This is a genomic window from Variovorax sp. PAMC28562, from assembly GCF_014303735.1.
Classification (GTDB): Bacteria; Pseudomonadota; Gammaproteobacteria; order Burkholderiales; family Burkholderiaceae_C; genus Variovorax.
On sequence record NZ_CP060296.1, the window covers coordinates 1470242 to 1495209 of the forward strand.

Sequence of the window (24968 nt, forward strand, 5' to 3'; positions counted from 1 at the left end):
CGCGAAAGGACTTCGGGGCGCGCCAAAAGCACCATCGGACTTCCCCTTTTCCACACTCAAGGAAGTCTCATGAAACCCTGGATCAAACGTTCACTCTTCGGCTTTGCCGGTGCCGCCATCGTGGCGGGAAGTCTCGGCGGCTGCGCCGCGCATCGCTGGGGCGGCGGCGACCCTGCGGAGTTCCGCGCCAAGATGGTCGAGCGCATTGGCGGCAAGCTCGACCTCGATACCGTACAAAAGCAGAAGCTCGCCACGCTCGCCGACAAGCTGGGCGCACAGCGCGCCGCCATGCGCGACGCGGGCGGTGCCGGTGGCACGCGTACCCAGTTCCAGTCGCTCTTCGCGGGCAACAAGCTCGACCAGTCCGCTGCATCAAAGATGGTCGACGAAAAGACGGCGGCGGTACGCACTGGCAGCCCGGACATCATCGTGGCCGCTGCCGATTTCTTCGACAACCTGAACCCCGCCCAGCAAGCCAAGGTGCGTGAGTTCATGCAACGCGGCGGTCGCCGCTGGAGAAGCTGAGACCTGCGCCCCGGCTTCGCTTGGCGCCGGGGCACTCATCCACAATCCGACCATGCCGCGCATCCTTCTGATCGACGACGACGAGCACCTGGGCGCGCCGCTCGCGAGTTACTTCGCGCGCTTCGACTGCACGCTCGACAGCGCCACGCGGCCGAGCGAAGGCCTCGCCAAGTTGCGCGCCACGCACTACGACGCCGCCATCCTCGATGTCATGCTGCCCGAGATGGACGGCTTTGCGCTGTGTCGCGAAATCCGCAAGGAAAGCGATATCCCGATCGTCATGCTGACGGCGCGCGGAGAGGTGATGGACCGCGTGGTCGGCCTCGAGCTTGGCGCCGACGACTACGTGCCCAAACCCTTCGAGCCGCGTGAGCTGGTCGCGCGCGTGCAAACCATCCTGCGGCGTCAACGCGCGGCAGCGCCCATGCCGACAACCCATGTATCGCGCCTCGTGTTCGAAGGCCTCGCCATCGATCTCGACAAGCGCGAAGTGCTGCGACAAGGCCGCGCCGTCGAACTGACAGGCACCGAATTCGATCTGCTCGCGTTGCTGGCGTCCGAGCCCGGCAAGGTCTTCAGCCGCGACGACATCCTCAACAGGCTGCGAGGCCACGAGGCCGAGCTCTTCACGCGCGCGGTCGACATCGTGGTGAGTCGCCTGCGCAAGAAGCTGGAGCCGCTCGACTGCATCAAGACCCTGCGCAACGCCGGCTACGCGCTGGCGGTCGGGCGATGAATCGCGCCGGGCACCTGGAGCGACGACGCTGGCGGCATCGCTGGCGTCACTCGTTACGCGCGCGCCTGCTCACCGTCTTTCTGCTGCTCGCCTTTGCAATGACGGCCGTCTTCATCGTCGGCATGCAGAGCACCTTTGCCAGCGGCTGGCGCGAAGCCGGCGTGCCGCTGGTGTCCGACTACGCGAACCGGCTGGCGGCCGAGATCGGCTCGCCGCCCGACGTGTCGCGGGCCGAGGCATTGGCTGCACGCCTGCCGCTCGCGATCCGCATTCAGGGGCCGACGGTCAACTGGGAATCGCATCCCGATCGCACCGAGCGCCGCGGCTTCGATTCACGCGCCGGCGAGATGCTCAGCCGCACCACCGTCGATGGTCACCGCATCAGCTTCGGCATAGGCACCTTGCCGTGGCAACGCGGGCCGCATCGTTTCGGTTGGGTCACGCTGGCCCTGCTGCTGTTGTCGATCGTGTTCGCCTACGGCTACGTGCGGCGACTGCTGCGCCCGCTCGACGACATCCGCGCCGGCGCCGAACGCTTCGGTGCCGGCGACTTCGACAAGCCGATTCCGCTGCGTCGCAAGGACGAGCTGGGCGACCTGGCGCGGCGCATCAACACGATGGCGCACGATATCCGCGGCATGCTCGATGCCAAGCGCGCGCTGCTGCTGGCGCTGAGCCACGAGCTGCGCTCGCCGTTGACCCGTGCGCGGCTGAACGCCGAGTTGCTGCCGGCGACGACCGAAGGGCTGCCCGAGCGCGATGCGCTGCTGCGCGACCTGAACGAGATGCGTGACCTCATCAGCGACCTGCTCGAAAGCGAACGGCTCGCGAATCCTCATGCCGCACTGCAACGCGAGCCGGTCGACCTTGCGGCGCTGGTGCGCGAAACCGTGGCAGAGATGCCGCACGCCGCTGCGGTCACCCTCTGTCTGGCGACCGATCTGGTGCCACGCCAACTCGACCGCACGCGCGTGCGACTGCTGGTTCGCAACCTGCTCGACAACGCCTTGCACTACGGCGTGGATGCAGCAGAGCCTCCGCGCGTGTCACTGCGCGCTGCCGAGAAAGGTGCGGGCGTCGTGCTGCAAGTGCGCGACTTCGGCCCCGGCGTCGACGAGGCGCAACTGGCGCACTTAACCGAACCTTTCTACCGGACGGATAGCGCGCGCCAGCGAACCACCGGCGGCGTCGGACTCGGCATGTATTTGTGCCGCCTCGTGGCAGAGGCTCATGGCGGCAGCTTCCAGGTGCACAACGCTCAGCCGGGATTGCAGGTCGACGTGCGGCTCGATTGATCGATCGCCGCCAGCGGCGGCGCGGCTCGCCACGGAAAGCCGAATTCAGTGCCGCCTCTTTGTCGCCTGCGCTACCGCCGCGGCCGCGGCGCGCGACTAGCATTCCGGCTCATCACAACGAAGGAGACAACACCATGACCGCTCTCGTCAACCACCAGGTTCGCCTTGCCAAACGCCCCGACGCCGCTGCCACGCGCGAGCATTGGAGCTTTACCGACGAGCCGGTCGGCGAGCCGGCCGACGGCGGCGTGCTGGTCAAGACCTTGTCGCTGTCGCTCGACCCCGCCATGCGCGGCTGGCTCAACGACGCCAGGAGCTACATCCCACCGGTCGCCATCGGCGAGGTGATGCGGGCCGGCGGTATCGGCAGGATCATCGCTTCGAAGAATCCGGCCTTCGCGGTCGGCGACACGGTCTACGGCACGCTCGGCGTGCAGGAGTACATCGTGATTGCGCAAGACGAGTTGAAGCGCAATGGCTTGGTCAAGATCGATCTCCGCGCCGGCAGCATCGGCCAGTGGCTCAACGTGCTCGGCATGCCGGGCATGACCGGCTACTTCGGCCTGATGGACGTGGGTCAGCCGAAGGAGGGCGAGACCGTCGTCGTCTCCGGCGCTGCCGGCGCGGTCGGACAGACCGTCGGCCAGCTCGCGAAGATCAAGGGTTGCCGCGTGGTTGGTATCGCCGGCGGCGAGGCCAAGTGCAAATGGGTGGTCGAAGAGTTGGGCTTCGACGCCTGCATCGACTACAAAGCTGGCGAGGGCGCGGTGCGCGCGGGCCTGAAAGAGCATTGCCCCAAGGGCGTGGACATCTACTTCGACAACGTCGGGGGCGAGATCCTCGACGCGGTCTTGGCCAAGCTCGCACGCAAGGCGCGCGTCATCATTTGCGGCGCCATCAGCCAGTACAACAACGCCAACAGCATGCCCGCTGCTGGCCCTCGCAACTACCTGAGCCTGCTGGTGAATCGCGCGCGCATGGAAGGCATCGTGGTCTTCGACTACGCCGACCGTTACCCGATCGCGATCAAGGAATTGGCCGGCTACCTGAAAGACGGTCGTATGAAGAGCAAGGAAGACGTGGTCAAGGGCATCGAGACTTTCCCCGAGTCGCTCAACAAGCTTTTTGCCGGCGAGAACTTCGGCAAGCTGGTGCTCGAAGTCGCGACCGACTGAGGCTGTCCGATCGAGGCAATTTTTGCCGTGTCGTCACGGTAAACACCCATGAAGAATCGGGCCCGGCATAGGACACTAAGCCGGGCTTTTTATCGATCACTGTTCGGAGACATGCATGAAGAAAATTTTGGCGAGCTGCCTGCTGGCACTGCCTTTGCTCGCCGCGTCGGGCGCCATGGCGCAAGCGCAAACCTTTCCCTCCAAGCCGATCCGCTGGGTCGTGCCTTACGCGGCCGGCGGCGGCTCCGACTTTCTGGCGCGCTCCATCAGCCAGGTGATGTCGACGCAGATTGGTCAGTCGATCCTGGTCGACAACAAGCCGGGCGGCAACACAGCGATCGGCGCTTCGGAAGTGGCACGCGCGGCGCCCGACGGCTACACGGTGCTGTCCGCCGACAACGGCACGCTGGTCTACAACCCGGTGCTCTACAAGACGCTGAGCTACAGCCCGACCAAAGACCTGGCGCCCGTCACGTTGATGGGTCGCTTCCCAATGATCCTGGTGGTCGGTCCGGGCATCTCGGTCAAAGACGCCAAGGACTTCATCGCGCAGGCCAAGGCCAAGCCCGGCGGGCTCAACTACGCATCGGCCGGCGCCGGCAGTCCGCACCATCTCGCGATGGAATTGCTCAAGTCGGAAGCCGGCCTCTTCATGGTCCACGCGCCGTACCGCGGTGCCGCGCCGGCGCTTGCCGATGTGGCCGGTGGACAGGTGCCGGCGATGATGGTCGACCTGGCGGCCGGTGCCGGCTTCATCAAGGGCGGCAAGGTCAAGGCGTTGGCGGTGGCCAACGCAACGCGCCTGCCGCAGTTGCCTGACGTGCCGACCTTCGCGGAGCTGGGCTACAAGAACGTCGAGGCCGCTGCGCTGGTCGGGATGGTGGTGCCCGCCGCGACACCGCCCGAGGTGATCGCTGCGCTCAACAAGCAGGTGGTCGCGGCCATCAACGACCCCGCAGTGCACAAGCGGCTCGAAGACTTCGGCGTGGAGCCGGTCGGCAACACGCCGGCACAGTTCGCCGAGCTGCTCAGAACGGAAACCGTGCGCTGGCAAAAGCTGATCCGCGACCTGAAAATCACGCTGGATTGATGAGCACGCTCGAACCCCCGGTCCGCGGTGCGGGCTGCCCGGTGGCGCACGGGCCGTTGTCTGCGGAGCGCACGCCCACCGGTTGCCCGGTGAGTCAGCGCGCGGCCGACTTCGATCCGTTCGAAGACGGCTACCAGCAAGACCCGCCGGAGTACGTGCGCTGGGCGCGTGAGCAAGAGCCGATCTTCTGGAGCCCCAAGCTCGGCTACTGGGTCGTCACGCGCTACGACGACATCAAGGCGATCTTTCGGGACAACATCACTTTCAGCCCGTCGATCGCGCTCGAAAAGATCACCCCGACCGGCGACGAAGCCAATGCGGTGCTGGCGTCTTACGGCTTCGCGCTGAACCGCACGCTGGTCAACGAAGACGAGCCCGCGCACATGCCGCGGCGCCGCGCGCTGATGCACTCGTTCACGCCTGAAGAACTGAAGCACCACGAGCCGATGGTGCGGCAACTTGCGCGTGAGTACGTCGATCGTTTCATCGACGACGGCAAGGCCGACCTGGTCGACCAGATGCTGTGGGAAATCCCGCTGACCGTGGCACTTCACTTCCTCGGCGTACCCGAAGAAGACATGGACACGCTGCGCAAGTACTCGATCGCGCACACCGTCAACACTTGGGGCCGGCCCAAGCCCGAAGAGCAGGTGGCGGTGGCCCACGCGGTCGGCAACTTCTGGCAGTTCGCTGGCAAAGTGCTCGACAAGATGCGCCAGGATCTCGATGGCCCCGGTGCCGCGGAAAGTGGTGGATGGATGCAATACGGTTTGCGCAAGCAACGCGAGCTGCCCGATGTCGTCACCGATTCGTACCTGCACTCGATGATGATGGCCGGCATCGTGGCCGCGCACGAAACCACGGCCAATGCGTCTGCCAATGCGATGAAGCTGCTGCTGCAGCATCCGGATGCGTGGCGCGAAGTGTGTGAAGACGCGAGCCTGATTCCTAATGCGGTCGAAGAGTGCCTGCGTCACAACGGATCGGTCGCGGCCTGGCGCCGCATGGTCACGAAAGATTCGCGCATTGACGGCGTCGATCTGCCGACGGGCTCCAAGCTGCTCATCGTGACCTCGTCGGCCAACCACGACGAGGCGCACTTCGCCGATGGCGATCTGTTCGACATCCGGCGCGACAACGCGAGCGACCATCTCACCTTCGGCTATGGCTCGCACCAGTGCATGGGCAAGAACCTGGCGCGCATGGAGATGCAGATTTTTCTGGAGGAGTTCAGTCGGCGCCTGCCGCACATGCGTCTCGCGCCGCAACAGTTCAGCTATGTGCCCAACACGTCGTTTCGCGGGCCCGAGCATTTGTGGGTCGAGTGGGACCCGTTGCACAACCCCGAGCGCGCACATCCCGCGTTGCGTCGTCCGAAAGGCGTCGAGCCGTTGCGACTAGGTGAACCGTCGAAGGGAGCGATCACTCGGCCGGTGGTGGTCGAGAGCGTCACGCCGGTGGCCGAAGGCATCGTCAAGCTGCGCGTGGTCGCACCCGATGGACGACCCATGCCGCGTTGGGCGCCGGGTTCGCACATCGACATCGAATGCGGACATCCCGATGTGTCGCGCCAGTACTCGCTGTGCGGCGATCCTGCAGATACGAGCGCGTTGGAGATCGCGGTGCTGCGTGACCCCGAGAGCCGCGGTGGATCGAGCTGGGTCCATACGTCGATTCAGGTCGGCGACAAGCTCAAGATTCGCGGCCCGCGCAATCACTTTCATCTCGACGAGTCCGCGCGCAAGCTCATCTTCATCGCGGGGGGCATCGGCATCACCCCGGTCAGTGCGATGGCGCGACGCGCCAAGGAACTCGGCATCGACTACGAGCTGCACTACAGCGGTCGGCGCCGCGCCACGATGGCATTTCTGGATGCGTTGCGCACGTTGCATGGAGACCGGTTGAAGGTCTACGCGCAGGACGAAGGCCGGCGCAACGATCTGGCGGCGCTGCTCGCCACACCCGAAATGGGCACGCAGGTCTACGCATGCGGTCCGCTGCGGATGCTGCAAGCGCTCGAAGCGCATTGCGCCGCGTGGCCCGAAGACACGCTGCACATCGAGCATTTCGAATCGACCTTGCGCACGCTCGACCCGTCACGCGAGCGTGCCTTCGATGTCGAGTTGAAAGACTCCGGCATCGTCGTGCATGTGGCCGCGGACCAGACGGTGCTGTCGGCCCTGCGCGCTGCCAACATCGACGTGCAGAGCGATTGCGAAGAAGGCCTGTGCGGCTCGTGCGAAGTGCGCGTGCTGTCAGGCAAGGTGGATCATCGCGACGTGGTGCTCACGCGCGCCGAGCGCGAGGCCGGTGTGAAGATGATGACCTGCTGCTCGCGTGCGTGCGGTGATCGACTGGTACTCGAGCTTTGACGCTTGCTCACCGCTGAGCACCTCGAATCGAGTCAGGTCACATACTGCGCCTCGCCATTACCGAACGACCAGTTCTCCTTGCGCACCTCGACAAGATTGATGAAGACGTCCTCGCGTCGCATGCCGAGTCGTTCGTGCAGCCCATCGACGATGGCCTTGTAGAAGGTTTGCTTCTGCTCGACCGTGCGCCCTTCGTTCAGCGTGATCTGGATCAGCACGCAGTCGGCGGTGCGCTGGATGCCCAGGTAGGTCTTGTCGACGATGAGGTCGTCCGGCGCGTGCTCGGTGATGATCTGGAATCGATCGTCCTTCGGCACGTTGATGGTCGCGATCATCGCGTTGTAGATGACGTCGCCGATGGTCTGGCGCTGCGCGACCGATTTGCCGCGTGCGAGGTCGATGCGAACGAGGGGCATGAGGATCTCCTTGGGGTCAATTGGGGTTGTGCCTTGGATCAAGATACTGCCTTGGCGAGCCGAATGCCACTGAATCGATAGCGAGCAGAGCCTATGCGGCTGGTGCGCGACCCGCGCGACCGCTTGCGCGCGAACCCATGAGCGCGGCGGCGATGATGAGCGCGGCCGCCAGCGCGATCGACCATGTGAGCGGGCGACCCGTCACCAGCAGGAGCAAAGCCGTCGAGGCCAGCGGTGTGAGGTAGCTCAGGATGCCGATCTGCCGCGCGTCGCCGCGCTTGAGCGCCATGTCCCAGACAAAGAAAGCCGCACCGAGTGGGCCGAGGCCGCACAGCACGATCAGCATCCAGTCCTTGCCGACGAGCGTTGCCGATGGTTCCAGCAGCGCATGACACACCAGAGCGAGCGCGCCCGACACGAGGCCGAACAGGCCGATGGCCGACGTCGGAAAGGCGGCGACCCGCTTGGTCCACAGCGAATAGCTGGCCCAGATAAGGGCCGATCCGAGCGCCGGAACGAAGCCCCAGTACTCGGTCACTGCAGACGGTGCCGTGCCGCTGCGTGCGCCGAGGATGGCAACGGCGGCACCCACGAAGCCGAGCAGTGCAGCGACGATGTGCAACGGCCGCAACGACACGCCCGGCAGCAGCAACGGTGCCAGCACCACCATGAACAACGGCCACAGGTAGTTCACCAGATTGGCCTCGATCGTTGGCGCGTGACGCAGTGCGATGAACAGCAGAAAGTGAAAGCCGAAGAGGCCGTAGATGCCGAGCGCGAGCGTCGTCTTCGGCACCTTCCAGGCCGCGCGGTCGCGCAGCACCAGTGGCCAGCTCGGCATGCTTCCGATGATGAGCGCGAGTCCCGTCAGGAGAAAAGGCGGAACGTGCGACAGCGCGCTACCGAGCGAAGCGAGCGTGGCCCAGATGGCGATGGCGGTGAGAGCGTAGAGAGTCGAAGACATGGCGCGCGAGCTTAGAGCACGTGCCGCGGGCGTCGATGCGCGGGCCTCGGTAGCGCATCGATATGCCCGGAAGACTTAACGCACCCGCTCGCGCAACTCGCGCTTCAGCACCTTGCCGATCGCACTGCGCGGCAGCTCGTCGATCCAATGCAAGGCCGACAGTCGCTGCGTCTTGCCGAGCTGCGCATTGGTCCATTGTAAGAGCGTGTCCTCCGGCGTGTCGTCGCCCGCGCGGCGTACCACGAACGCCACCGGCGTTTCGCCCCATTGTTCGGACGGAACACCGACCACGGCAACATCCGCGACGGCCGGATGCGCGCGCACCACGGCCTCGAGATCACTCGGGTAGATGTTGAAGCCGCCGCTGATCACCAAGTCCTTCTTTCGGTCGAACAGCGTGAGAAAGCCGTCGGCATCGAAGCGACCGACATCGCCGGTGCGGATGAACCGTTTGCCTGTTGCATCGAACCATTCGGCCTCGCGCGTCTTCTCGGGCTGACGGTGGTAGCCGGTCATCATGCCGGCCGAACTGCCGACGACCTCGCCATCGGCGCCCGGTGCGACCTCGCGGCCGTCTTCATCGATAAGGCGAATGTCGCTGCCTTCGGCCGCCTGCCCGACAGTGTGCAGTTTGGTCGGGTGCAGGTGCGCCTCGAGGATGCAGGTGCCGCCGCCTTCGGTCATGCCATAGAACTCGATCAGCCCGCCGGGCCAGCGCGCGAGCACGTCGGCCTTGAGGGCGGCACCGAACGGTGCGCTGGTGCTGAACTTGGCACGAAACGATGACAGGTCGTGGTCGCCGAAGGCCAAATTCGCCATCAGGCGCTGGTACTGAACCGGCACGAGCATCGTGTGCGTGACGCGATGCTGCTCGGCCAGTGTCAGGTAGCCGACCGCATCGAACTTTGGCATCAGGATCACGCAGCCGCCGAACGCCAGCGTCGGAAAAAAAACGACCAACGTGGTGTTGGAGTACAGCGGTGTCGAGAGCAGCGTGACGGTGTCGCGGCCGTAGCCGTATTTGGCGCCACGCTGAACGTGCGCCCAGCGCATGCCGTGACCTTGCACGATGCCTTTGGGCTCGCCGGTGGTGCCCGATGAATAGATGATGTTGAAAGGCCACGACGGCTGCACCGCGACCGCGGCGGGCCGGGCGCCGACGGGCATCAGCCAGTCATCGAATGTGCGGCCGGCGTTCGAGCCGTCAAGCGTGATGCGGGTCGGCGTGGTTGCGTTGCCGGTGCCGTCGGCAGTCGATGCATCGATGAACAGCAGGCGCGCTTCGGCGTCTTGCATCATTCGGGCCAGGCTGGTGGAAGTCGATCCGGGCGCCAGCGGTGCCACGGCGACTCCGGCACGCAACGCGCCCAGAAACACGGCTGCGTACGGCACCGAAGCCGCTGCGCAAATTGCGATAGCGTCACCGGCGCCCAGACCGTCGCGCTGCAGGCTCGCCGCAATGCGGTCCATCAGCGCGTCGAGTTCGGCGTAGTTCAGCTTGGTGCCGGCATCGCGCAAAGCGGTTCGCTCGGGGTTTTGCCGCGCGTGGAGCGCGATGAGGTCGGCAATCGCGCCGAAAGCGCGATCGATGGCGGTCTGGAAGGTGTCCATCAGGGTTTGTTCTCGCCGGAAATTGAGTGGTGGACGAAGGTAAAGCTCGGTTGAAGCTGTGTATCAGGGATTACCGGGAGGTTGCAGCCGTCAACCCGGGTCGAGGGCAGGGCGTTGTCTGATCATGACGAATACTTTCAACACGATCCCAATGATCAACGTGGTTCGCGCAGACGACAAGCGTTCAGGCCCGCCCACGCGACAGCCGCAGCCCCGCCGGTCCAGCTCTCATTGAGTCTTTCTTGACCGGAAGCAAGCGTTTGGTGCGCCGGGACCGGTTTACGTCAAGCCGCCAACCATTTCGGAAGCACCACCCTACGTGAGCCCCTGGCATTACTTCGTCTGGTTGCAGCATCCGCGCTATGGTTGTAACTGGCATCGACCATATGGCTGGCGTTGCGGCTGACGCTAACGCTTCAGGCTCGCTTAAAAGCCCGCGGCGTGCGCCTGCTGGTCGGCGTGGTAGCTGCTGCGCACCATCGCACCCACTGCGGCATGGCTGAAACCCATCTTGTAGGCCTCTTCTTCGAACATCTTGAAGGTGTCCGGGTGCACATAGCGGCGCACCGGCAGGTGTGAGGTCGATGGCGACAGGTACTGGCCAATGGTCAGCATGTCGATCTCGTTGTCGCGCATGTCGCGCATCACTTGCAAAATTTCTTCGTCGGTCTCGCCCAGGCCGACCATGATGCCGCTCTTGGTCGGTACTTTCGGATGCAACGCCTTGAACTTCTTCAGCAGGTTCAAGCTGAACTGGTAGTCGCTGCCGGGGCGTGCTTCCTTGTACAAACGCGGCGCGGTTTCCAGGTTGTGGTTCATCACGTCCGGCGGCGCGAGCTTCAAAATCTCCAGCGCGCGGTCGTCGCGGCCCCGGAAGTCGGGCACCAGGATTTCGATCTGCGTCATCGGCGAGAGTTCGCGGATGTTGCGGATGCAGTCGACGAAGTGCTGGCTGCCACCATCGCGCAAATCGTCCCTGTCGACGCTGGTGATCACCACGTACTTCAACTTCAGCTTGGCGATGGTCTTCGCCAAATTGAGCGGCTCGTCCTTGTCGAGGGGGTCGGGTCGTCCGTGGCCGACATCGCAGAACGGGCAGCGCCGCGTGCACTTGTCGCCCATGATCATGAAGGTCGCGGTGCCGTTGCCGAAGCATTCGCCGATGTTCGGGCACGACGCTTCTTCGCACACCGTGTGCAGATTGCTTTCCCGCAGGATCTGCTTGATCTCGTAGAAGCGCGTTGTCGGCGAACCGGCGCGCACCCGAATCCACTCCGGCTTCTTCAGCACCTCCCCCTGGATTACCTTGACCGGAATGCGCGACAGCTTGGCCGCGGCCTTCTGCTTGGCAAGAGGGTTGTAGGTTTCCTGGCTCTGGATGTCGCGGACGACTTCGGTGGTGCTCATATCGGACTGCTAGGGCGGGATCAGGGTGCAAGGGCGGTGATGAGCTTCTGGCTCAACACCCGGGCAGCGTCGTCCCAAGTGGTTTGGACACCAATTGTAGAAAGGTCGACTGTTTTCAGCCCCGCATAGCCGCAAGGGTTGATGCGCGAGAAGGGTTCGAGGTCCATCGCGACGTTGAGCGCAACACCGTGGTACGTGCAATGGCGGCTGACTTTGATGCCGAGCGCGGCGATCTTGCCGAGGCCGGCGAAGGTATCGATCGGCAGTGCACCCGCGGATGTGCTGGCTAACATTCCCATCGATGCAGGCATTGCCGATGAGGCCAGCCGCGCATGCGAAAACGGATCGTCCAGCCGAACGTAAATACCCGGCGCGCCAACGATGCGATGCCCTGTCACGCCGAAATGCGCCAACGTGCGGAGCACCGATTCTTCAATGCGATAGACGTACTCTTTGACGTAGTAGCCAGCGCGGCGCAGATCGAGCAATGGGTAGGCGACGACCTGGCCCGGTCCGTGATAGGTCACCTGACCGCCGCGGTCGGATTGCACGATCGGGATGTCGCCGGCGTCGAGGATATGGTCCCGCTTGCCCGCGAGACCCTGCGTGAAAACCGCGTCGTGTTCGCACAGCCACAGCATGTCGGGAGTTTCTGCGGTGCGTTCCTGCGTGAAATTTTTCATCTCGGCGAAGGTCGCTGCGTAGTCGGCAGGGCCAAGCAACTGCACTTCGATCGGCATCGGCTCTTGCGGTGCGTCGATGTGTGGCGAAGTCGCCGGAGCGGTCATTTCGCCTCCGCCCCTGCGTGCAGCGTGGGCGTCGCGGGCGTCGCACAGCGAAGTTGTCTTCGGTGCTCCAGCGAACGCGAAAGCCTCAAAGAACGACCTTGACTGAAGGGTGCGACGACAGCGCCCGATACAGCTCATCGAGCTGTTCACGACTGGTAGCGGTGACGGTGATCGTCACGCCCAGGTAGTTGCCGGCCTTGCTATCGCGCAGTTCGACCGTGGTCGCGTCGAAGCTCGGATCGAACCGTTCGGCGATCTGCGTGATGGCATGCACGAAACCGTCGGCCTTGACGCCCATCACCTTGATCGGGAACTGGGACGGGTATTCGATCAGCGATTCCTGCTTGATGGGATCAGGCGTGCTCATGACGGGCTCCGTAGGGTGTTTCGGTTAGCGATTGCGCTGCTTCACGTCCTGGTAAGCCGCGTACAGCTTTCGATAGATGGGGCCGGGTCGGCCGTTGCCAATGGGTTGGCCATCGAGCGTCACTACTGGCAACACTTCCTTGGTCGCGGACGACAGCAGCAATTCGTCGGCGCCGAACACTTCGTCCCGCTTGATGCGCCGCAAATCGAAGGGGGTGCCGCTGTTACCGCACAGTCGTTCGAGCAATCCGTAACGAATGCCGGCCAGCACGAGTTCGTCTTTGGGTGATCCACTCATGCGGCCGTCTTTGACGACCCATACGTTGCTGGACGACGCTTCGCTCAGGAACTCGCCGCGGAACATCACGGTCTCGGTGGCGCCGGCGTCGACGCTGATCTGCCGCGCCAGCACCGCGCCCAGCAGGCTCGTGGCCTTGATGTGCGCTTTTTGCCAGCGAAAGTCGGCGGCGGTGACGCAACTAACACCCGCAGCGCGCACCGCATCGGGCACCGGCTTCATAGGGTTGACCATCGCGAACACGGTGGGCACTAGGCCTTTCGGCATCGCGTGGTCTCGCAGCGCCACCCCACGCGTCACCTGGTAGTAGACGGTTTGTGGCGAGGCGCCGCCCGGTGCGGCGAGCCGCACCGTGATATCGCGCCACTGGTCTAGCGTGAGCGGGTTATCGATCTGCAACTCGGCCAGAGACCGACCGAGCCGCGCCATGTGTTCGTCGAAGCAAAAAGGTCGCCCTTCATAGACCGGGACGACTTCGTAAACACCGTCCCCGAAGATAAAACCCCGGTCGAGCACGCTCACTTTGGCGTCACGCAGCGGGGTGTACTCCCCATCGAGGTAGCAGAGCGTGTCGGGCAAGGCGTTGGCGATTGGGTGCATGAGGAATTATGGTCGGCCGGCCTTGGTGTGCTCTTGGTCGAGGCAAAGGTTCCGCTCTCGCTGCACGTTTTGCGCATTGGTGTGCGGTCATGCCTGGAAAGGCATTGGATTTACTTATAATCAATGGCTTTGTAGAAATTCCTGATCGCTCTGCGCTGTCCCCGGGCTTCACTTCAATGAAAAAAATTGCCCGGGACGACGTGGATACTTTGGATACGCAAGTAAACGACCAGGAAGCTGACTTCAAGCCGCTCACGGCCGAAGAGGCGCAGGCGTTGAGGGCTAAGAGCCCGTCGGTTTCCCTTTGGCGGGTGATCGCGGGCCAGTTGGTGGTCGGGGTGCTGGTGGCTTCAGCCGCCTGGGGCCTGACCGGGAGGCAAAATCTAGGTTGGTCGGCCGGGTACGGCGCGCTGGCAGTGGTCATTCCCGCTGCGGTGTTCGCGCGGGGGCTGACCGGCAAGTTTTCTTCCCTGAATCCGGGCACCGCGGTGTTTGGATTCTTTTTGTGGGAAATGGTCAAGATGGCCTTGTCGCTCGCGATGCTGATCGCGGCGCCAAGGCTGATTACGGCGCTGAGCTGGCCTGCAATGCTGGTCGGTTTGGTGGTCACAATGAAGGCGGCCTGGTTGGCGGTGGCGTTAACGCCCCGGCGCCGGCAATAACGAGACAAGTAACGGAATGGCTGCTGAAAACGCTGCGGAACACGGTCCAACAGCTGGTGAATACATCGTTCACCACTTGACGCATCTGCAAAGCTCCAGGCCGGGTGGCGTAGCCGATTTTTCGGTCTTCAATTTCGATTCATTGTTTTTCTCGATCGCGCTCGGCGCGCTCGGTTGCTTTTTCTTGTGGCTGGCTGCGCGCAAGGCGACGTCGGGCGTGCCCGGACGGTTCCAGGCCTTTGTCGAACTGCTCGTCGAAATGGTCGATCAGCAGGCCAAGGGCATCGTGCACAACGCCCAGAGCCGCAAGTTCGTCGCGCCGCTCGCGCTGACGATCTTCGTGTGGATTTTCATGCTCAACGCGATGGACCTGTTCCCGGTGGATCTGTTTCCGTTCATCTGGGAAAAGATCTATGGCGCGGCCGGTGGCGATCCGCATCACGCCTACCTTCGCGTAGTGCCGACCGCCGATCTGTCGATCAGCATGGGTATGTCGGTTGCAGTGCTGCTCATCTGCCTGTACTACAACATCAAGATCAAGGGCCTTGGCGGCTGGGTTCACGAGCTTTTCACTGCGCCCTTCGGCAATCATTGGGCGTTGTACCCGTTCAACTTCGCGATGCAGATCATCGAATTCGTCGCCAAGACGGTTTCGCATGGCATGCGGCTGTTCGGCAACATGTACGCCGGTGAGCTGATCTTTTTGCTGATCGCCCTGATGGGCGGCGCCTGGTCGCTGTCGGCGACCGGTATCCTGCTCGCGCTGGGCCACATAGTGGCTGGTACGGCGTGGGCCATCTTCCACATCCTGATCATCACGCTGCAAGCCTTCGTGTTCATGATGCTGGCGTTGGTCTACGTGGGCCAGGCCCACGATCAACATTGATCTTCGGATCGACCCAGTTTCGTTTTCTGTTTTCTGTTTCTCGTCAACCAAAGTCCTCTAGGAGTCATCATGGAAGTTATTAGCTTTGTTGCACTGGCCGCCGGCCTCATCATCGGTCTGGGCGCTGTCGGCGCATGCATCGGCATCGGCATCATGGGCAGCAAGTACCTCGAATCGGCTGCACGCCAACCCGAACTCATGGGCGAACTGCAAACCAAGATGTTCCTGCTGGCTGGTCTGATCGACGCCGCTTTCATTATTGGTACCGGTATTGCGTTGTGGTTCGCTACGGCCAACCCTTTCCTGGCGCAAATCGCCAACCTGCCCAAGTAAGTCCTTCTCGTCGGACCTTCGATGTCGTTTCCCTGTTTTCCACTGGTGAGATGGCCTCGGTTTCAATCCCATAGAGAGGGTAAAAAGTGAGCATTACCGGTACCCTGATCGTTCAGATGATCGTGTTCCTGATCCTGGTTGGGTTCACGATGAAATTCGTGTGGCCGCCGATCACGAAGGCGCTCGACGAGCGCGCCGCGAAAATCGCCGAAGGCCTTGCTGCTGCCGACAAGGCCAAGTCCGAACTGTCCGCCGCCAACAAGCGCGTGGAAGTCGAACTCGGCCAGGCGCGTAACGAGTCCGCGCAACGCGTGGCCGACGCCGAGCGTCGCGCACAGGCCATCATCGAAGAAGCCAAGTCGCGTGCGACCGAAGAGGGCAGCAAGATCGTTGCCGCCGCGCGCGTCGAAGCCGATCAGCAAGCGCTGAAGGCACGCGAAGCATTGCGCGAGCAAGTTGCAGCACTTGCCGTCAAGGGCGCAGAGCAGATCCTGCGCAAGGAAGTGAATCCGGCCGTGCACGCCGATTTGCTGGCCCGCCTGCAGACCGAGCTTTGAGGCACCATGGCTGAACTCGCCACCATCGCACGTCCTTACGCCGAGGCGCTGTTTAAAGCGTCTTCGTCGAACCTCGGTGCCACCAGCGCCTGGCTCGACAAGCTGGCCGTGATCTCGACCGACCCTGCCTTGCTGCAGTTCGCCAGCGGCCCGCGTACGACCACCGAGCAAATGCTCGGCATCGTAACGAGTGCCAACGGTGCGCCGCTGACGGCACCTGCGCAGAACTTTCTGGGCGCGTTGCTCGACAACGGCCGCTTCGCGGTGCTGCCGGAAATTGCGAAGCAGTTCCGGGCACTCGCGAATGCCCGAAGCGGTTCTTCGGACGCCATCGTGTACAGCGCTTTCCCAATCGACGACGCAGCCCTGGTCGGCGTGTCGGCCGCGCTCGAAAAGCGCTTCGGCCGCAAGCTGCAGGTGACGGTTCAGCAAGAGCCGGCGCTCATCGGCGGCATTCGTGTGGTGGTCGGCGACGAGGTGCTCGACACCTCTGTCAAAGCGCGCCTCGAACAAATGAAAGTTGCGCTGGCGGCCTGACGGCCCCCAGCCTCCAGCCCTTTACAAAGAAAGAAGGAAAGAGTCATGCAACTCAATTCCGCAGAAATTTCCGAGCTGATCAAGAGCCGTATCGAAGGCCTCGGCGTCAGCGCGAACATCCGCAATGAAGGCACTGTGGTGTCCGTTACCGACGGCATCGTGCGCGTGCATGGTCTGTCCGATGCGATGCAGGGCGAAATGCTCGAGTTTCCGCCGACAGCCGACGGCACTCCGACTTACGGGCTGGCACTGAATCTCGAGCGCGACTCCGTCGGTTCCGTGATTCTCGGCGAGTACGAGCACATCTCCGAAGGCGATACCGTGAAGTGCACGGGCCGCATTCTCGAGGTGCCCGTGGGCCCGGAACTGATTGGCCGCGTGGTGAATGCACTGGGTCAGCCGATCGACGGCAAGGGCCCGATCAACGCCAAGATGACCGACGTGATCGAAAAGGTCGCTCCGGGCGTGATCGCCCGCAAGTCTGTCGACCAGCCGTTGCAAACCGGTCTCAAGTCGATCGATTCGATGGTGCCGATCGGCCGCGGTCAGCGCGAGCTGATCATCGGTGACCGCCAGACCGGCAAGACCGCCGTCGCGATCGACGCGATCATCAACCAGAAGGGTCAGAACGTCACTTGCGTTTACGTCGCGATTGGCCAGAAGGCTTCCTCGATCAAGAACGTGGTGCGTGCGCTTGAGCAAGCGGGTGCTATGGACTACACCATCGTGGTCGCTGCTTCCGCATCGGAATCGGCCGCCATGCAGTACGTGTCGGCCTACTCGGGCTGCACCATGGGCGAGTATTTCCGCGACCGTGGAGAAGACGCGCTGATCGTGTACGACGACCTTTCCAAGCAGGCCGTGGCCTACCGCCAGGTGTCGCTGCTGCTGCGTCGGCCACCAGGTCGCGAAGCCTACCCAGGCGACGTGTTCTATCTCCACAGCCGCCTGCTCGAGCGCGCCGCCCGCGTGAACGAAAAATACGTCGAAGACTTCACCAAGGGTGCAGTCAAGGGTAAGACCGGTTCACTGACGGCGCTGCCAATCATCGAGACACAAGCCGGCGACGTGTCCGCGTTCGTGCCGACCAACGTGATCTCGATTACCGATGGCCAGATTTTTCTGGAGACCAATCTTTTCAACGCCGGTATACGTCCTGCCATCAATGCGGGCATCTCGGTGTCGCGCGTCGGTTCGGCTGCGCAGACAAAGATCATCAAAAGTCTGTCAGGCGGCATTCGTACCGACTTGGCGCAGTACCGTGAACTGGCCGCGTTCGCGCAGTTCGCGTCCGACCTCGACGAAGCCACCCGCAAGCAACTCGACCGTGGGGCCCGCGTGACCGAACTGCTCAAGCAGGCGCAATACAGCCCGCTGCCTGTCTCGTTGATGGGTGCGACGCTGTTCGCGGTGAACAAGGGCTTCATGGACGATCTCGAGATCAAGAAGGTGCTGCCGTTCGAACACGGTCTGCATCAATTCCTGAAGTCGAGTTACGCACCGCTCCTCGACAAGATCGAAAAAGCCAAGGCGCTCGACAAGGATGCGGAAGCCGAATTGACGGCCGCCGTCACCGCTTTCAAGAAGTCGTTCGCCTGATCGCCCCGATCGACCTGACGACAAGGAACTGACATGGCAGCAGGTAAGGAAATCCGCGGCAAGATCAAATCGGTGGAGAACACCAAGAAGATCACCAAGGCCATGGAAATGGTCTCGGTTTCCAAGATGCGCAAGGCGCAGGAACGCATGCGTGCCGCTCGCCCCTACAGCGAAAAAATCCGCAACATCGCGGCCAATCTCGGCAAGGCGAACCCGGAATACACGCACGCGTTCATGAAGACGAACGAGGCCAAGGCGGTCGGTTTCATCATCGTGACGAGCGACAAGGGCCTGTGTGGCGGGTTGAACACCAACCTGCTGCGTGCAGTGACCGTGAAGCTGCGCGAGGCGCAAAACGCCGGCATCGCCATCGAATCGGTCGCGATCGGCAGCAAGGGGCTCGGCTTCTTGAATCGCATCGGCGCGCGCGTCGTGGCGCACGTGACCCATCTGGGTGACGTGCCGCACCTCGACAAGCTGATCGGCCCGGTCAAGACGCTGCTCGACGCTTACGCCGAAGGCAAGATCTCGGCGGTGTACCTCTGCTACACGAAGTTCATCAACACCATCAAGCAAGAACCGCTGGTGGAACAGTTGCTGCCGTTGGCCGTCGATTCGCTTCAAACCGAGCCGGGCGCACATTCGTGGGACTACATCTACGAGCCCGATGCGCAAAGCGTCATCGACGAGTTGCTGGTGCGCTATGTCGAATCGCTGGTCTATCAGGCGGTTGCCGAGAACATGGCGTCGGAGCATTCGGCGCGCATGGTCGCGATGAAGGCAGCAACCGACAACGCGGGCAATGTGATCGGCGAGCTGAAGCTGATCTACAACAAGACGCGTCAGGCCGGCATTACCAAAGAACTGTCCGAGATCGTCGCAGGTGCGGCAGCCGCCGCCGGCGTTTAAGTCTCAGCGCTTCAGTCGACGTTCTCAAACAAACAACTTTTATCGGAGCACACATGGCTCAAGCAATCGCAGAAGGCAAGATCGTTCAATGCATCGGCGCCGTGGTCGACGTGGAATTCCCGCGTGACCAGATGCCGAAGATTTACGACGCGCTCAAGTTCGCCGGCAGCGCGCTGACGCTCGAAGTCCAGCAGCAGCTCGGCGACGGCATCGTGCGCACCATTGCGCTCGGTTCGTCCGACGGCCTGCGCCGCGGCCTGATCGTGACCAACACGAACGCGCCCATCACGGTGCCGGTCGGCAAGGCCACGCTCGGTCGCATCATGGACGTGCTCGGCGCGCCCATCGACGAACGCGGCCCGGTCAGCCAGGAACTTACCGCATCGATCCACCGCAAGGCCCCTGCCTACGACGAGCTTTCGCCGTCGCAGGACCTGCTGGAAACCGGCATCAAGGTGATCGACCTGATCTGCCCTTTCGCCAAGGGCGGCAAGGTGGGCCTGTTCGGTGGCGCCGGTGTGGGCAAGACCGTGAACATGATGGAACTCATCAACAACATCGCCAAGGCCCACTCGGGCGTGTCTGTGTTCGCAGGTGTGGGAGAGCGGACCCGTGAGGGCAACGACTTCTATCATGAGATGGCCGACTCCGGCGTCGTGAACCTCGAGAACCTCGAGGAGTCGAAAGTGGCCATGGTCTACGGCCAGATGAACGAGCCCCCGGGCAATCGCCTGCGCGTGGCGCTGACCGGTCTGACCATCGCAGAATCGTTCCGCGACGAAGGCCGCGACGTGCTCTTCTTCGTCGACAACATCTACCGCTACACGCTGGCCGGTACCGAAGTGTCGGCACTGCTGGGCCGTATGCCTTCCGCCGTGGGCTACCAGCCCACGCTGGCTGAAGAAATGGGCCGCCTGCAAGAGCGGATCACGTCGACCAAGGTCGGCTCGATCACCTCGATCCAGGCCGTCTACGTGCCAGCCGACGATTACACCGATCCGTCGCCTGCCACCACCTTCGCCCACCTGGATTCGACCGTCGCGCTGTCGCGTGACATCGCTTCGCTCGGCATCTACCCTGCTGTGGACCCGCTCGATTCGACATCACGCCAGCTCGACCCCAACGTGGTCGGCGAAGAGCACTACAACACGGCGCGCGCCGTGCAGGGCATGTTGCAGCGCTACAAGGAACTGCGCGACATCATCGCGATTCTGGGCATGGACGAACTCGCACCAGACGACAAGCTCGCCGTGGCCCGCGCCCGCAAGATCCAGCGCTTTTTCTCGCAACCGTTCCACGTGGCAGAAGTGTTCACCGGAACACCGGGCAAATACGTGCCACTGGCCGAGACCATCCGTGGTTTCAAGATGATCGTCAACGGCGAAGCCGACCACCTGCCGGAACAAGCGTTCTACATGGTGGGCGGTATCGACGAGGCGTTCGAAAAGGCCAAGAAGGTCGCTTAACAAGGAATCACCATGGCAGGCACTATTCATGTGGACGTGGTCAGCGCGGAAGAGTCGATCTTCTCGGGCGAAGCCAAGTTCGTCGCGCTGCCCGGTGAAGCCGGCGAGCTCGGCATCTTTCCGCGCCACACGCCGCTGATCACGCGCATCCGTCCGGGGGCCGTGCGAATCGAGATGGCCGACGGCGGCGAAGAGTTCGTCTTCGTGGCGGGCGGCATTCTCGAAGTGCAGCCGCACTCGGTCACCGTGCTCTCCGACACCGCCATCCGCGGGAAGGACCTCGACGACGAGAAGGCCAACGTTGCCAAGGCAGCTGCCGAAGAAGCGCTCAAGAACGCCAAGACCGACATCGACATCGCGATGGCGCAATCGGAGCTTGCGGTCATGGCGGCACAACTCGCGGCACTGCGCAAATACCGCGACAAGAAGTGATCGTCACGCGTACTTGAGATCAGGCCGCCTCCGGGCGGCTTTTTCGTGGCTGCACCAAAGCGGGCCCCATCGCAACACTTCGAACTAAACATATCCGAAGTTCAGCCTTGTCTGGCTGAAGCCGCGCCTCTAATATTCGCGTTCGCCCGGCATCAAGACCGGCGCAACGAGACATGGAGACACAACGCTTGGCACGTTGGAGCGCACTCACCGCTGACGAGATGCAACTGCTGGAGACGACCTTTTGGTCGACCGGCGGTTCGCGCCATGGCATGGCGGAGCGCCTTGGCTTTTCCAAAAGCAAAGCCAATGCGCTGATCGCCGGGCTCGTCGATCAAGGTCTGCTCGCCGAGTCGGGACTGCAAAAATCCTCCGGCGGTCGCCGCGCAGAGAACCTTCAACTGAACGTCGCGCTCGGCGTGCTCATCGGCATCGACATCGGCGCGACCAGCATCGACGTCGCCGTGCTGGGGCCCGACCTCACTGTGCTGGCGCACCACTCCGAGCCGGCCGATGTGCGCGACGGCCCCGGCGTCTTGCTGGCCCGCGTGCGCACCTTGATGCGCGAGTTGCTTACCCGATGCGGCAGCAGCGCCAAAGAGGTGATCGGCATCGGCATCGGTGTGCCTGGTCCGGTCAACTTCGAGAACGGTCAGCTGGTCAACCCGCCGTTGATGCCGGCATGGGACAGCTTCTCGATCCGCGACTACCTGCGCGAAGACTATGCCGCACCCGTCTTCGTCGACAACGACGTCAACCTGATGGCGCTCGGCGAACTCTGGCGCCTGCAACGCTCGCTCTCCAACTTTCTGGTGATCAAGGTCGGCACAGGCATCGGCTGCGGCATCGTGTGCCACGGCGAGGTGTACCGCGGTGCTGCCGGTGCGGCGGGCGACGTCGGCCACATCTGCGTCGACCAGGAAGGGCCGCGCTGTCATTGCGGCAACCTCGGGTGTGTCGAAGTGATGGCGGCGGGCCCGGCGATCACGCGCATGGCCGTGGCGGCGGCAGAAGCGGGCCAGAGCGCCGCGCTGGCCGAATGCCTGCGTGCCCACGGAACGATCGAAGCGCTCGACGTCGGCCACGCCAGCCGCGAAGGCGACGCTGCGGCCAACGCCATCATCCAGCGCGCCGGCAGTCTGATAGGCCAGATGCTGGCGTCGGTCGTCAACTTCTTCAATCCATCGCACGTGTTCATCGGCGGCGGCATCACGCGCATCGGCCCGCTCTTTCTGGCGTCGGTCCGTCAGAGCGTTTACCAGCGGTCGCTGGCGCTCTCGACGCGGCATCTCGAAATTCAGTACACGCCGCTGGGCACGCAGGGCGGTTTGATCGGCGCGGGCGTGCTTGCCATGCAAGAGACGCTCAGGGTGCGTGGAGTGGCGCCATGATCAGTGGCTCCGGCGTGTCGGTCGAGTTCGACAACGTTGTCAAGGCGTTCGGTGCGGTGCAGGTGCTGCACGGCGTGAGTTTCGCCCTGGCACCTGGTCGCGTCTATGGCCTGCTCGGTGAAAACGGCGCCGGCAAGTCGACGTTGATGAAGATCCTGGCCGGCTACGAGCCGTTGACCGGCGGCGCGTTGCGCGTCAACGGCACGCAGCAGGTATTCACAAGCTCGAGAGACGCCGAGGCGCTTGGCATCGTGCTGATTCACCAGGAGTTCAATCTCGCTGAAGATCTGAGCGTCGCGCAAAACATCTTCCTGGGGCACGAGAAAAAAAGAGGCTGGCTGCTCGACGACGCCTCGATGGAACGCGACGCTGCCGCTGCACTCGCGCAGGTCGGACTGCAGGTCGACCCGACGACCAAGGTGCGCCGCCTCATCGTCGCCGAGAAGCAACTGGTCGAGATCGCCAAGGCCGTCGCGCGTCGCGCCCGGCTCCTCATCATGGACGAGCCAACCGCCACGCTCACTCCAGGCGAGACCGAACGCCTCTTCAAGCTCATTGCGCAACTGCGTGCCGATGGCGTGACCATCGTCTACATCTCGCACAAGCTCGATGAAGTCGAGCGCGTGACCGACGAAGTGATCGTGATGCGCGATGGCCGATTCGTCGCGCGCTCGTTGACGGCCGACATCACACGCCATCAGATGGCGAACCTCATGGTCGGCCGCGAACTGTCGGACCTGTACCCTCCGCGCGACGTGGTCGTGACGGCCGATGCGCCCGCGATGACGGTGCGCAATTTCAGCGTGCCCGGTTGGGCGCAGGGCGCGAGCTTCGAAGTGCGCCCCGGCGAAATCCTCGGCTTCGCCGGCCTTGTCGGCGCTGGTCGAACCGAACTCTTCGAAGGTCTGCTCGGCTTGCGGCCCGCGAGCGGCAGCGTGGAGATGCTCGGCAAGCCGGTGCCCGGCGCCGCCGGATGGCGCAACCCGCGCGATGCTGCCAAGCATGGGCTGACCTACCTCAGCGAAGACCGCAAGGGGAAGGGCCTCCACGTCGATTTCGGACTGCGCCAGAACCTCACGCTGATGGCGCTCGAGCGCTACGCCCAGCCTTGGCTAAAGCCTGATGTGGAGCGCGCGGCGCTGACCGAGGCGATAAAGGACTTTGGCATTCGCACCGGCTCACCCGACGTCAAGGCGTCCTCGCTGTCGGGGGGCAATCAGCAGAAGCTGGCACTCGCCAAAGTGCTGCAGCCGCACCCGAAGGTCGTGGTGCTCGACGAGCCGACGCGTGGCGTCGACGTGGGCGCCAAGCGCGACATCTATTTCCTGATCCAGCGACTCGCCCGTGAAGGGCTCGCAGTGATCGTCATCTCGTCCGAGCTGATGGAACTGATCGGCCTGTGTCACCGCGTGGCGGTGATGCGTGCAGGCCGCATCGTCGCCACGCTGGACGCAGAGCATCTGACAGAAGAGGAGCTGATCGCTCATGCCACCGGAACCGCAAATGCCACCGCCCAAGCTGACTGAATCGACCGAGTCGACCCATCGCGCCGAGGCTCGGCCGCGCTGGACGGAGCGACTGCGCGCCGTCGGTCCGGTGCTCGGACTCGTGCTCCTTTGCATCGTCGGTACGGCGCTCAACAGCGATTTCGCGACCGTCGACAACGCGATGAACGTGCTCACGCGCACTGCCTTCATCGGCATCATCGCGGTGGGCATGTGCTTCGTCATCATCTCGGGCGGCATCGACTTGTCGGTGGGCTCGATGGCGGCGCTGATCGCGGGTAGCGTGATCATGTTCATCAACTGGGCCGGACCGGCATTCGGCTCGCCCTTGCTCGCGGTGGTCACGGGCGCGGTGCTGGCGGTCGCGCTGGGCGCCGTGTTCGGGCTGGCGCACGGCCTGCTCATCACCAAGGGGCGCATCGAGCCCTTCATCGTGACGCTCGGCACCCTTGGCATTTTTCGCGCCTATCTCACCTACTTCGCCGACGGCGGTGCACTCACGCTCGACAACAACCTGTCGGATCTCTACGCACCGGTGTACTACGCCAGTCTTTTCAGCATTCCGATCCCGGTGTGGGTCTTCGTGATCGTTGCCATCATCGGCGGCATCATCCTCAACCGCACCGCGTATGGCCGCTACGTGCAGGCGATCGGATCGAACGAACAAGTGGCGCGCTACGCCGCTGTCGATGTCGACCGCGTGAAGATCATGACTTACGTGCTGCTCGGCGTATGCGTCGGGATCGCGACGCTGTTGTACGTGCCTCGTCTCGGCTCCGCTTCGCCGACCACTGGCATCTTGTGGGAGCTCGAAGCCATCGCAGCCGTGATCGTCGGCGGCACGGCGTTGAAAGGCGGCGCGGGCAGCATCACCGGTACGGTCATCGGCGCCATCCTGCTCTCGGTCATCAGCAACATCCTGAACCTCACCAGCGTCATCAGCGTGTACCTCAATGCGGCGGTGCAGGGTTTCGTGATCATCAGCGTCGCGTTCCTGCAGCGCGGTCGTCGCTAGTTCGATTTTCGGTTTCGCTTCCGTTTTCCGTTC

Annotated in this window: 25 protein-coding genes; 18 read left to right on the top strand and 7 right to left on the bottom strand. The window is 63.3% G+C overall.

Going from position 1 to position 24968, the window contains the following annotated elements; all coding sequences use genetic code 11:
• The first annotated feature begins 69 nt into the window (after nt 1–69).
• The 6 genes from H7F36_RS06965 to H7F36_RS06990 all read left to right on the top strand — a co-directional run bounded on the left by H7F36_RS06965 (nt 70) and on the right by H7F36_RS06990 (nt 7193).
• Entirely contained in the window at nt 70–525 is a 456-nt protein-coding gene (locus H7F36_RS06965; protein WP_187053991.1) for a Spy/CpxP family protein refolding chaperone, read from the top strand.
• A 52-nt stretch (nt 526–577) separates the two neighbouring features.
• On the top strand, nt 578–1261 hold the full coding sequence (locus tag H7F36_RS06970) for a response regulator transcription factor (RefSeq protein ID WP_187053992.1): 684 nt from the start codon (nt 578–580) through the stop codon (nt 1259–1261).
• Complete coding sequence (locus H7F36_RS06975) at nt 1258–2556, top strand: ATP-binding protein (protein ID WP_187053993.1); 1299 nt, start codon at nt 1258–1260, stop codon at nt 2554–2556. The genes H7F36_RS06970 and H7F36_RS06975 overlap by 4 nt, the downstream gene beginning before the upstream one ends.
• Before the next feature lie 134 nt (nt 2557–2690).
• Entirely contained in the window at nt 2691–3731 is a 1041-nt protein-coding gene (locus H7F36_RS06980; protein ID WP_187053994.1) for an NADP-dependent oxidoreductase, read from the top strand.
• A gap of 115 nt (nt 3732–3846) precedes the next feature.
• Nucleotides 3847–4821, top strand: a complete 975-nt coding sequence (locus H7F36_RS06985; RefSeq protein ID WP_187053995.1) for a Bug family tripartite tricarboxylate transporter substrate binding protein — start codon at nt 3847–3849, stop codon at nt 4819–4821.
• Complete coding sequence (locus H7F36_RS06990) at nt 4821–7193, top strand: cytochrome P450/oxidoreductase (RefSeq protein ID WP_187053996.1); 2373 nt, start codon at nt 4821–4823, stop codon at nt 7191–7193. The genes H7F36_RS06985 and H7F36_RS06990 overlap by 1 nt, the downstream gene beginning before the upstream one ends.
• A 32-nt stretch (nt 7194–7225) precedes the next feature.
• On the opposite strand, the gene H7F36_RS06995 is transcribed toward H7F36_RS06990, so the two are convergent.
• The 7 genes from H7F36_RS06995 to H7F36_RS07025 all read right to left on the bottom strand — a co-directional run bounded on the left by H7F36_RS06995 (nt 7226) and on the right by H7F36_RS07025 (nt 13643).
• Nucleotides 7226–7609 (bottom strand): tautomerase family protein, encoded by a 384-nt coding sequence (locus tag H7F36_RS06995; RefSeq protein WP_187053997.1) that lies wholly within the window; start codon nt 7607–7609, stop codon nt 7226–7228.
• Nucleotides 7610–7700: 91 nt separating this feature from the next.
• Nucleotides 7701–8573, bottom strand: coding sequence for a DMT family transporter (locus H7F36_RS07000; RefSeq protein WP_187053998.1), 873 nt, complete (start codon nt 8571–8573; stop codon nt 7701–7703).
• Nucleotides 8574–8648: 75 nt separating this feature from the next.
• Entirely contained in the window at nt 8649–10184 is a 1536-nt protein-coding gene (locus tag H7F36_RS07005; RefSeq protein ID WP_187053999.1) for a class I adenylate-forming enzyme family protein, read from the bottom strand.
• A gap of 426 nt (nt 10185–10610) precedes the next feature.
• Nucleotides 10611–11591 carry a lipoyl synthase gene (gene lipA, locus H7F36_RS07010; RefSeq protein ID WP_187054000.1) on the bottom strand — a complete coding sequence of 327 codons (981 nt, stop codon included), beginning with the start codon at nt 11589–11591 and terminating at the stop codon, nt 10611–10613.
• A gap of 20 nt (nt 11592–11611) precedes the next feature.
• Nucleotides 11612–12331: a lipoyl(octanoyl) transferase LipB gene (lipB, locus tag H7F36_RS07015; protein WP_187054839.1), complete on the bottom strand. Its 720-nt coding sequence runs from the start codon at nt 12329–12331 to the stop codon at nt 11612–11614.
• A gap of 133 nt (nt 12332–12464) precedes the next feature.
• Nucleotides 12465–12746: a YbeD family protein gene (locus tag H7F36_RS07020; protein WP_187054001.1), complete on the bottom strand. Its 282-nt coding sequence runs from the start codon at nt 12744–12746 to the stop codon at nt 12465–12467.
• Between the two features lie 24 nt (nt 12747–12770).
• Complete coding sequence (locus tag H7F36_RS07025) at nt 12771–13643, bottom strand: D-amino acid aminotransferase (RefSeq protein WP_187054002.1); 873 nt, start codon at nt 13641–13643, stop codon at nt 12771–12773.
• A 176-nt stretch (nt 13644–13819) separates the two neighbouring features.
• Here H7F36_RS07025 and H7F36_RS07030 point away from each other — a divergent pair, with 176 nt between their 5' ends.
• From H7F36_RS07030 to H7F36_RS07085, 12 genes are all read left to right on the top strand, one after another.
• On the top strand, nt 13820–14305 hold the full coding sequence (locus tag H7F36_RS07030) for an ATP synthase subunit I (RefSeq protein WP_187054003.1): 486 nt from the start codon (nt 13820–13822) through the stop codon (nt 14303–14305).
• Between the two features lie 16 nt (nt 14306–14321).
• Nucleotides 14322–15191: a F0F1 ATP synthase subunit A gene (gene atpB / locus H7F36_RS07035; protein WP_187054004.1), complete on the top strand. Its 870-nt coding sequence runs from the start codon at nt 14322–14324 to the stop codon at nt 15189–15191.
• 69 nt (nt 15192–15260) lie between these two features.
• Entirely contained in the window at nt 15261–15524 is a 264-nt protein-coding gene (gene atpE / locus H7F36_RS07040) for a F0F1 ATP synthase subunit C (protein WP_007830191.1), read from the top strand.
• A gap of 86 nt (nt 15525–15610) precedes the next feature.
• On the top strand, nt 15611–16081 hold the full coding sequence (locus tag H7F36_RS07045; RefSeq protein WP_187054005.1) for a F0F1 ATP synthase subunit B: 471 nt from the start codon (nt 15611–15613) through the stop codon (nt 16079–16081).
• Between the two features lie 6 nt (nt 16082–16087).
• Nucleotides 16088–16618, top strand: a complete 531-nt coding sequence (locus H7F36_RS07050) for a F0F1 ATP synthase subunit delta (protein ID WP_187054006.1) — start codon at nt 16088–16090, stop codon at nt 16616–16618.
• Nucleotides 16619–16663: 45 nt separating this feature from the next.
• Nucleotides 16664–18217, top strand: a complete 1554-nt coding sequence (gene atpA, locus H7F36_RS07055) for a F0F1 ATP synthase subunit alpha (protein WP_187054007.1) — start codon at nt 16664–16666, stop codon at nt 18215–18217.
• Nucleotides 18218–18250: 33 nt separating this feature from the next.
• Nucleotides 18251–19126, top strand: coding sequence for a F0F1 ATP synthase subunit gamma (gene atpG, locus H7F36_RS07060; RefSeq protein ID WP_187054008.1), 876 nt, complete (start codon nt 18251–18253; stop codon nt 19124–19126).
• Nucleotides 19127–19179: 53 nt separating this feature from the next.
• Complete coding sequence (atpD, locus tag H7F36_RS07065; RefSeq protein ID WP_187054009.1) at nt 19180–20592, top strand: F0F1 ATP synthase subunit beta; 1413 nt, start codon at nt 19180–19182, stop codon at nt 20590–20592.
• 12 nt (nt 20593–20604) lie between these two features.
• Entirely contained in the window at nt 20605–21024 is a 420-nt protein-coding gene (locus H7F36_RS07070; protein WP_187054010.1) for a F0F1 ATP synthase subunit epsilon, read from the top strand.
• A gap of 221 nt (nt 21025–21245) precedes the next feature.
• Nucleotides 21246–22415 (top strand): ROK family protein, encoded by a 1170-nt coding sequence (locus H7F36_RS07075; RefSeq protein WP_187054840.1) that lies wholly within the window; start codon nt 21246–21248, stop codon nt 22413–22415.
• Nucleotides 22412–23941: a sugar ABC transporter ATP-binding protein gene (locus H7F36_RS07080; RefSeq protein ID WP_187054011.1), complete on the top strand. Its 1530-nt coding sequence runs from the start codon at nt 22412–22414 to the stop codon at nt 23939–23941. Before H7F36_RS07075 ends, H7F36_RS07080 begins: the two co-directional genes overlap by 4 nt.
• A complete protein-coding gene (locus tag H7F36_RS07085; protein WP_261802517.1) occupies nt 23919–24935 on the top strand; it encodes an ABC transporter permease in 1017 nt (338 codons plus the stop codon). Before H7F36_RS07080 ends, H7F36_RS07085 begins: the two co-directional genes overlap by 23 nt.
• Nucleotides 24936–24968: the final 33 nt, after the last annotated feature.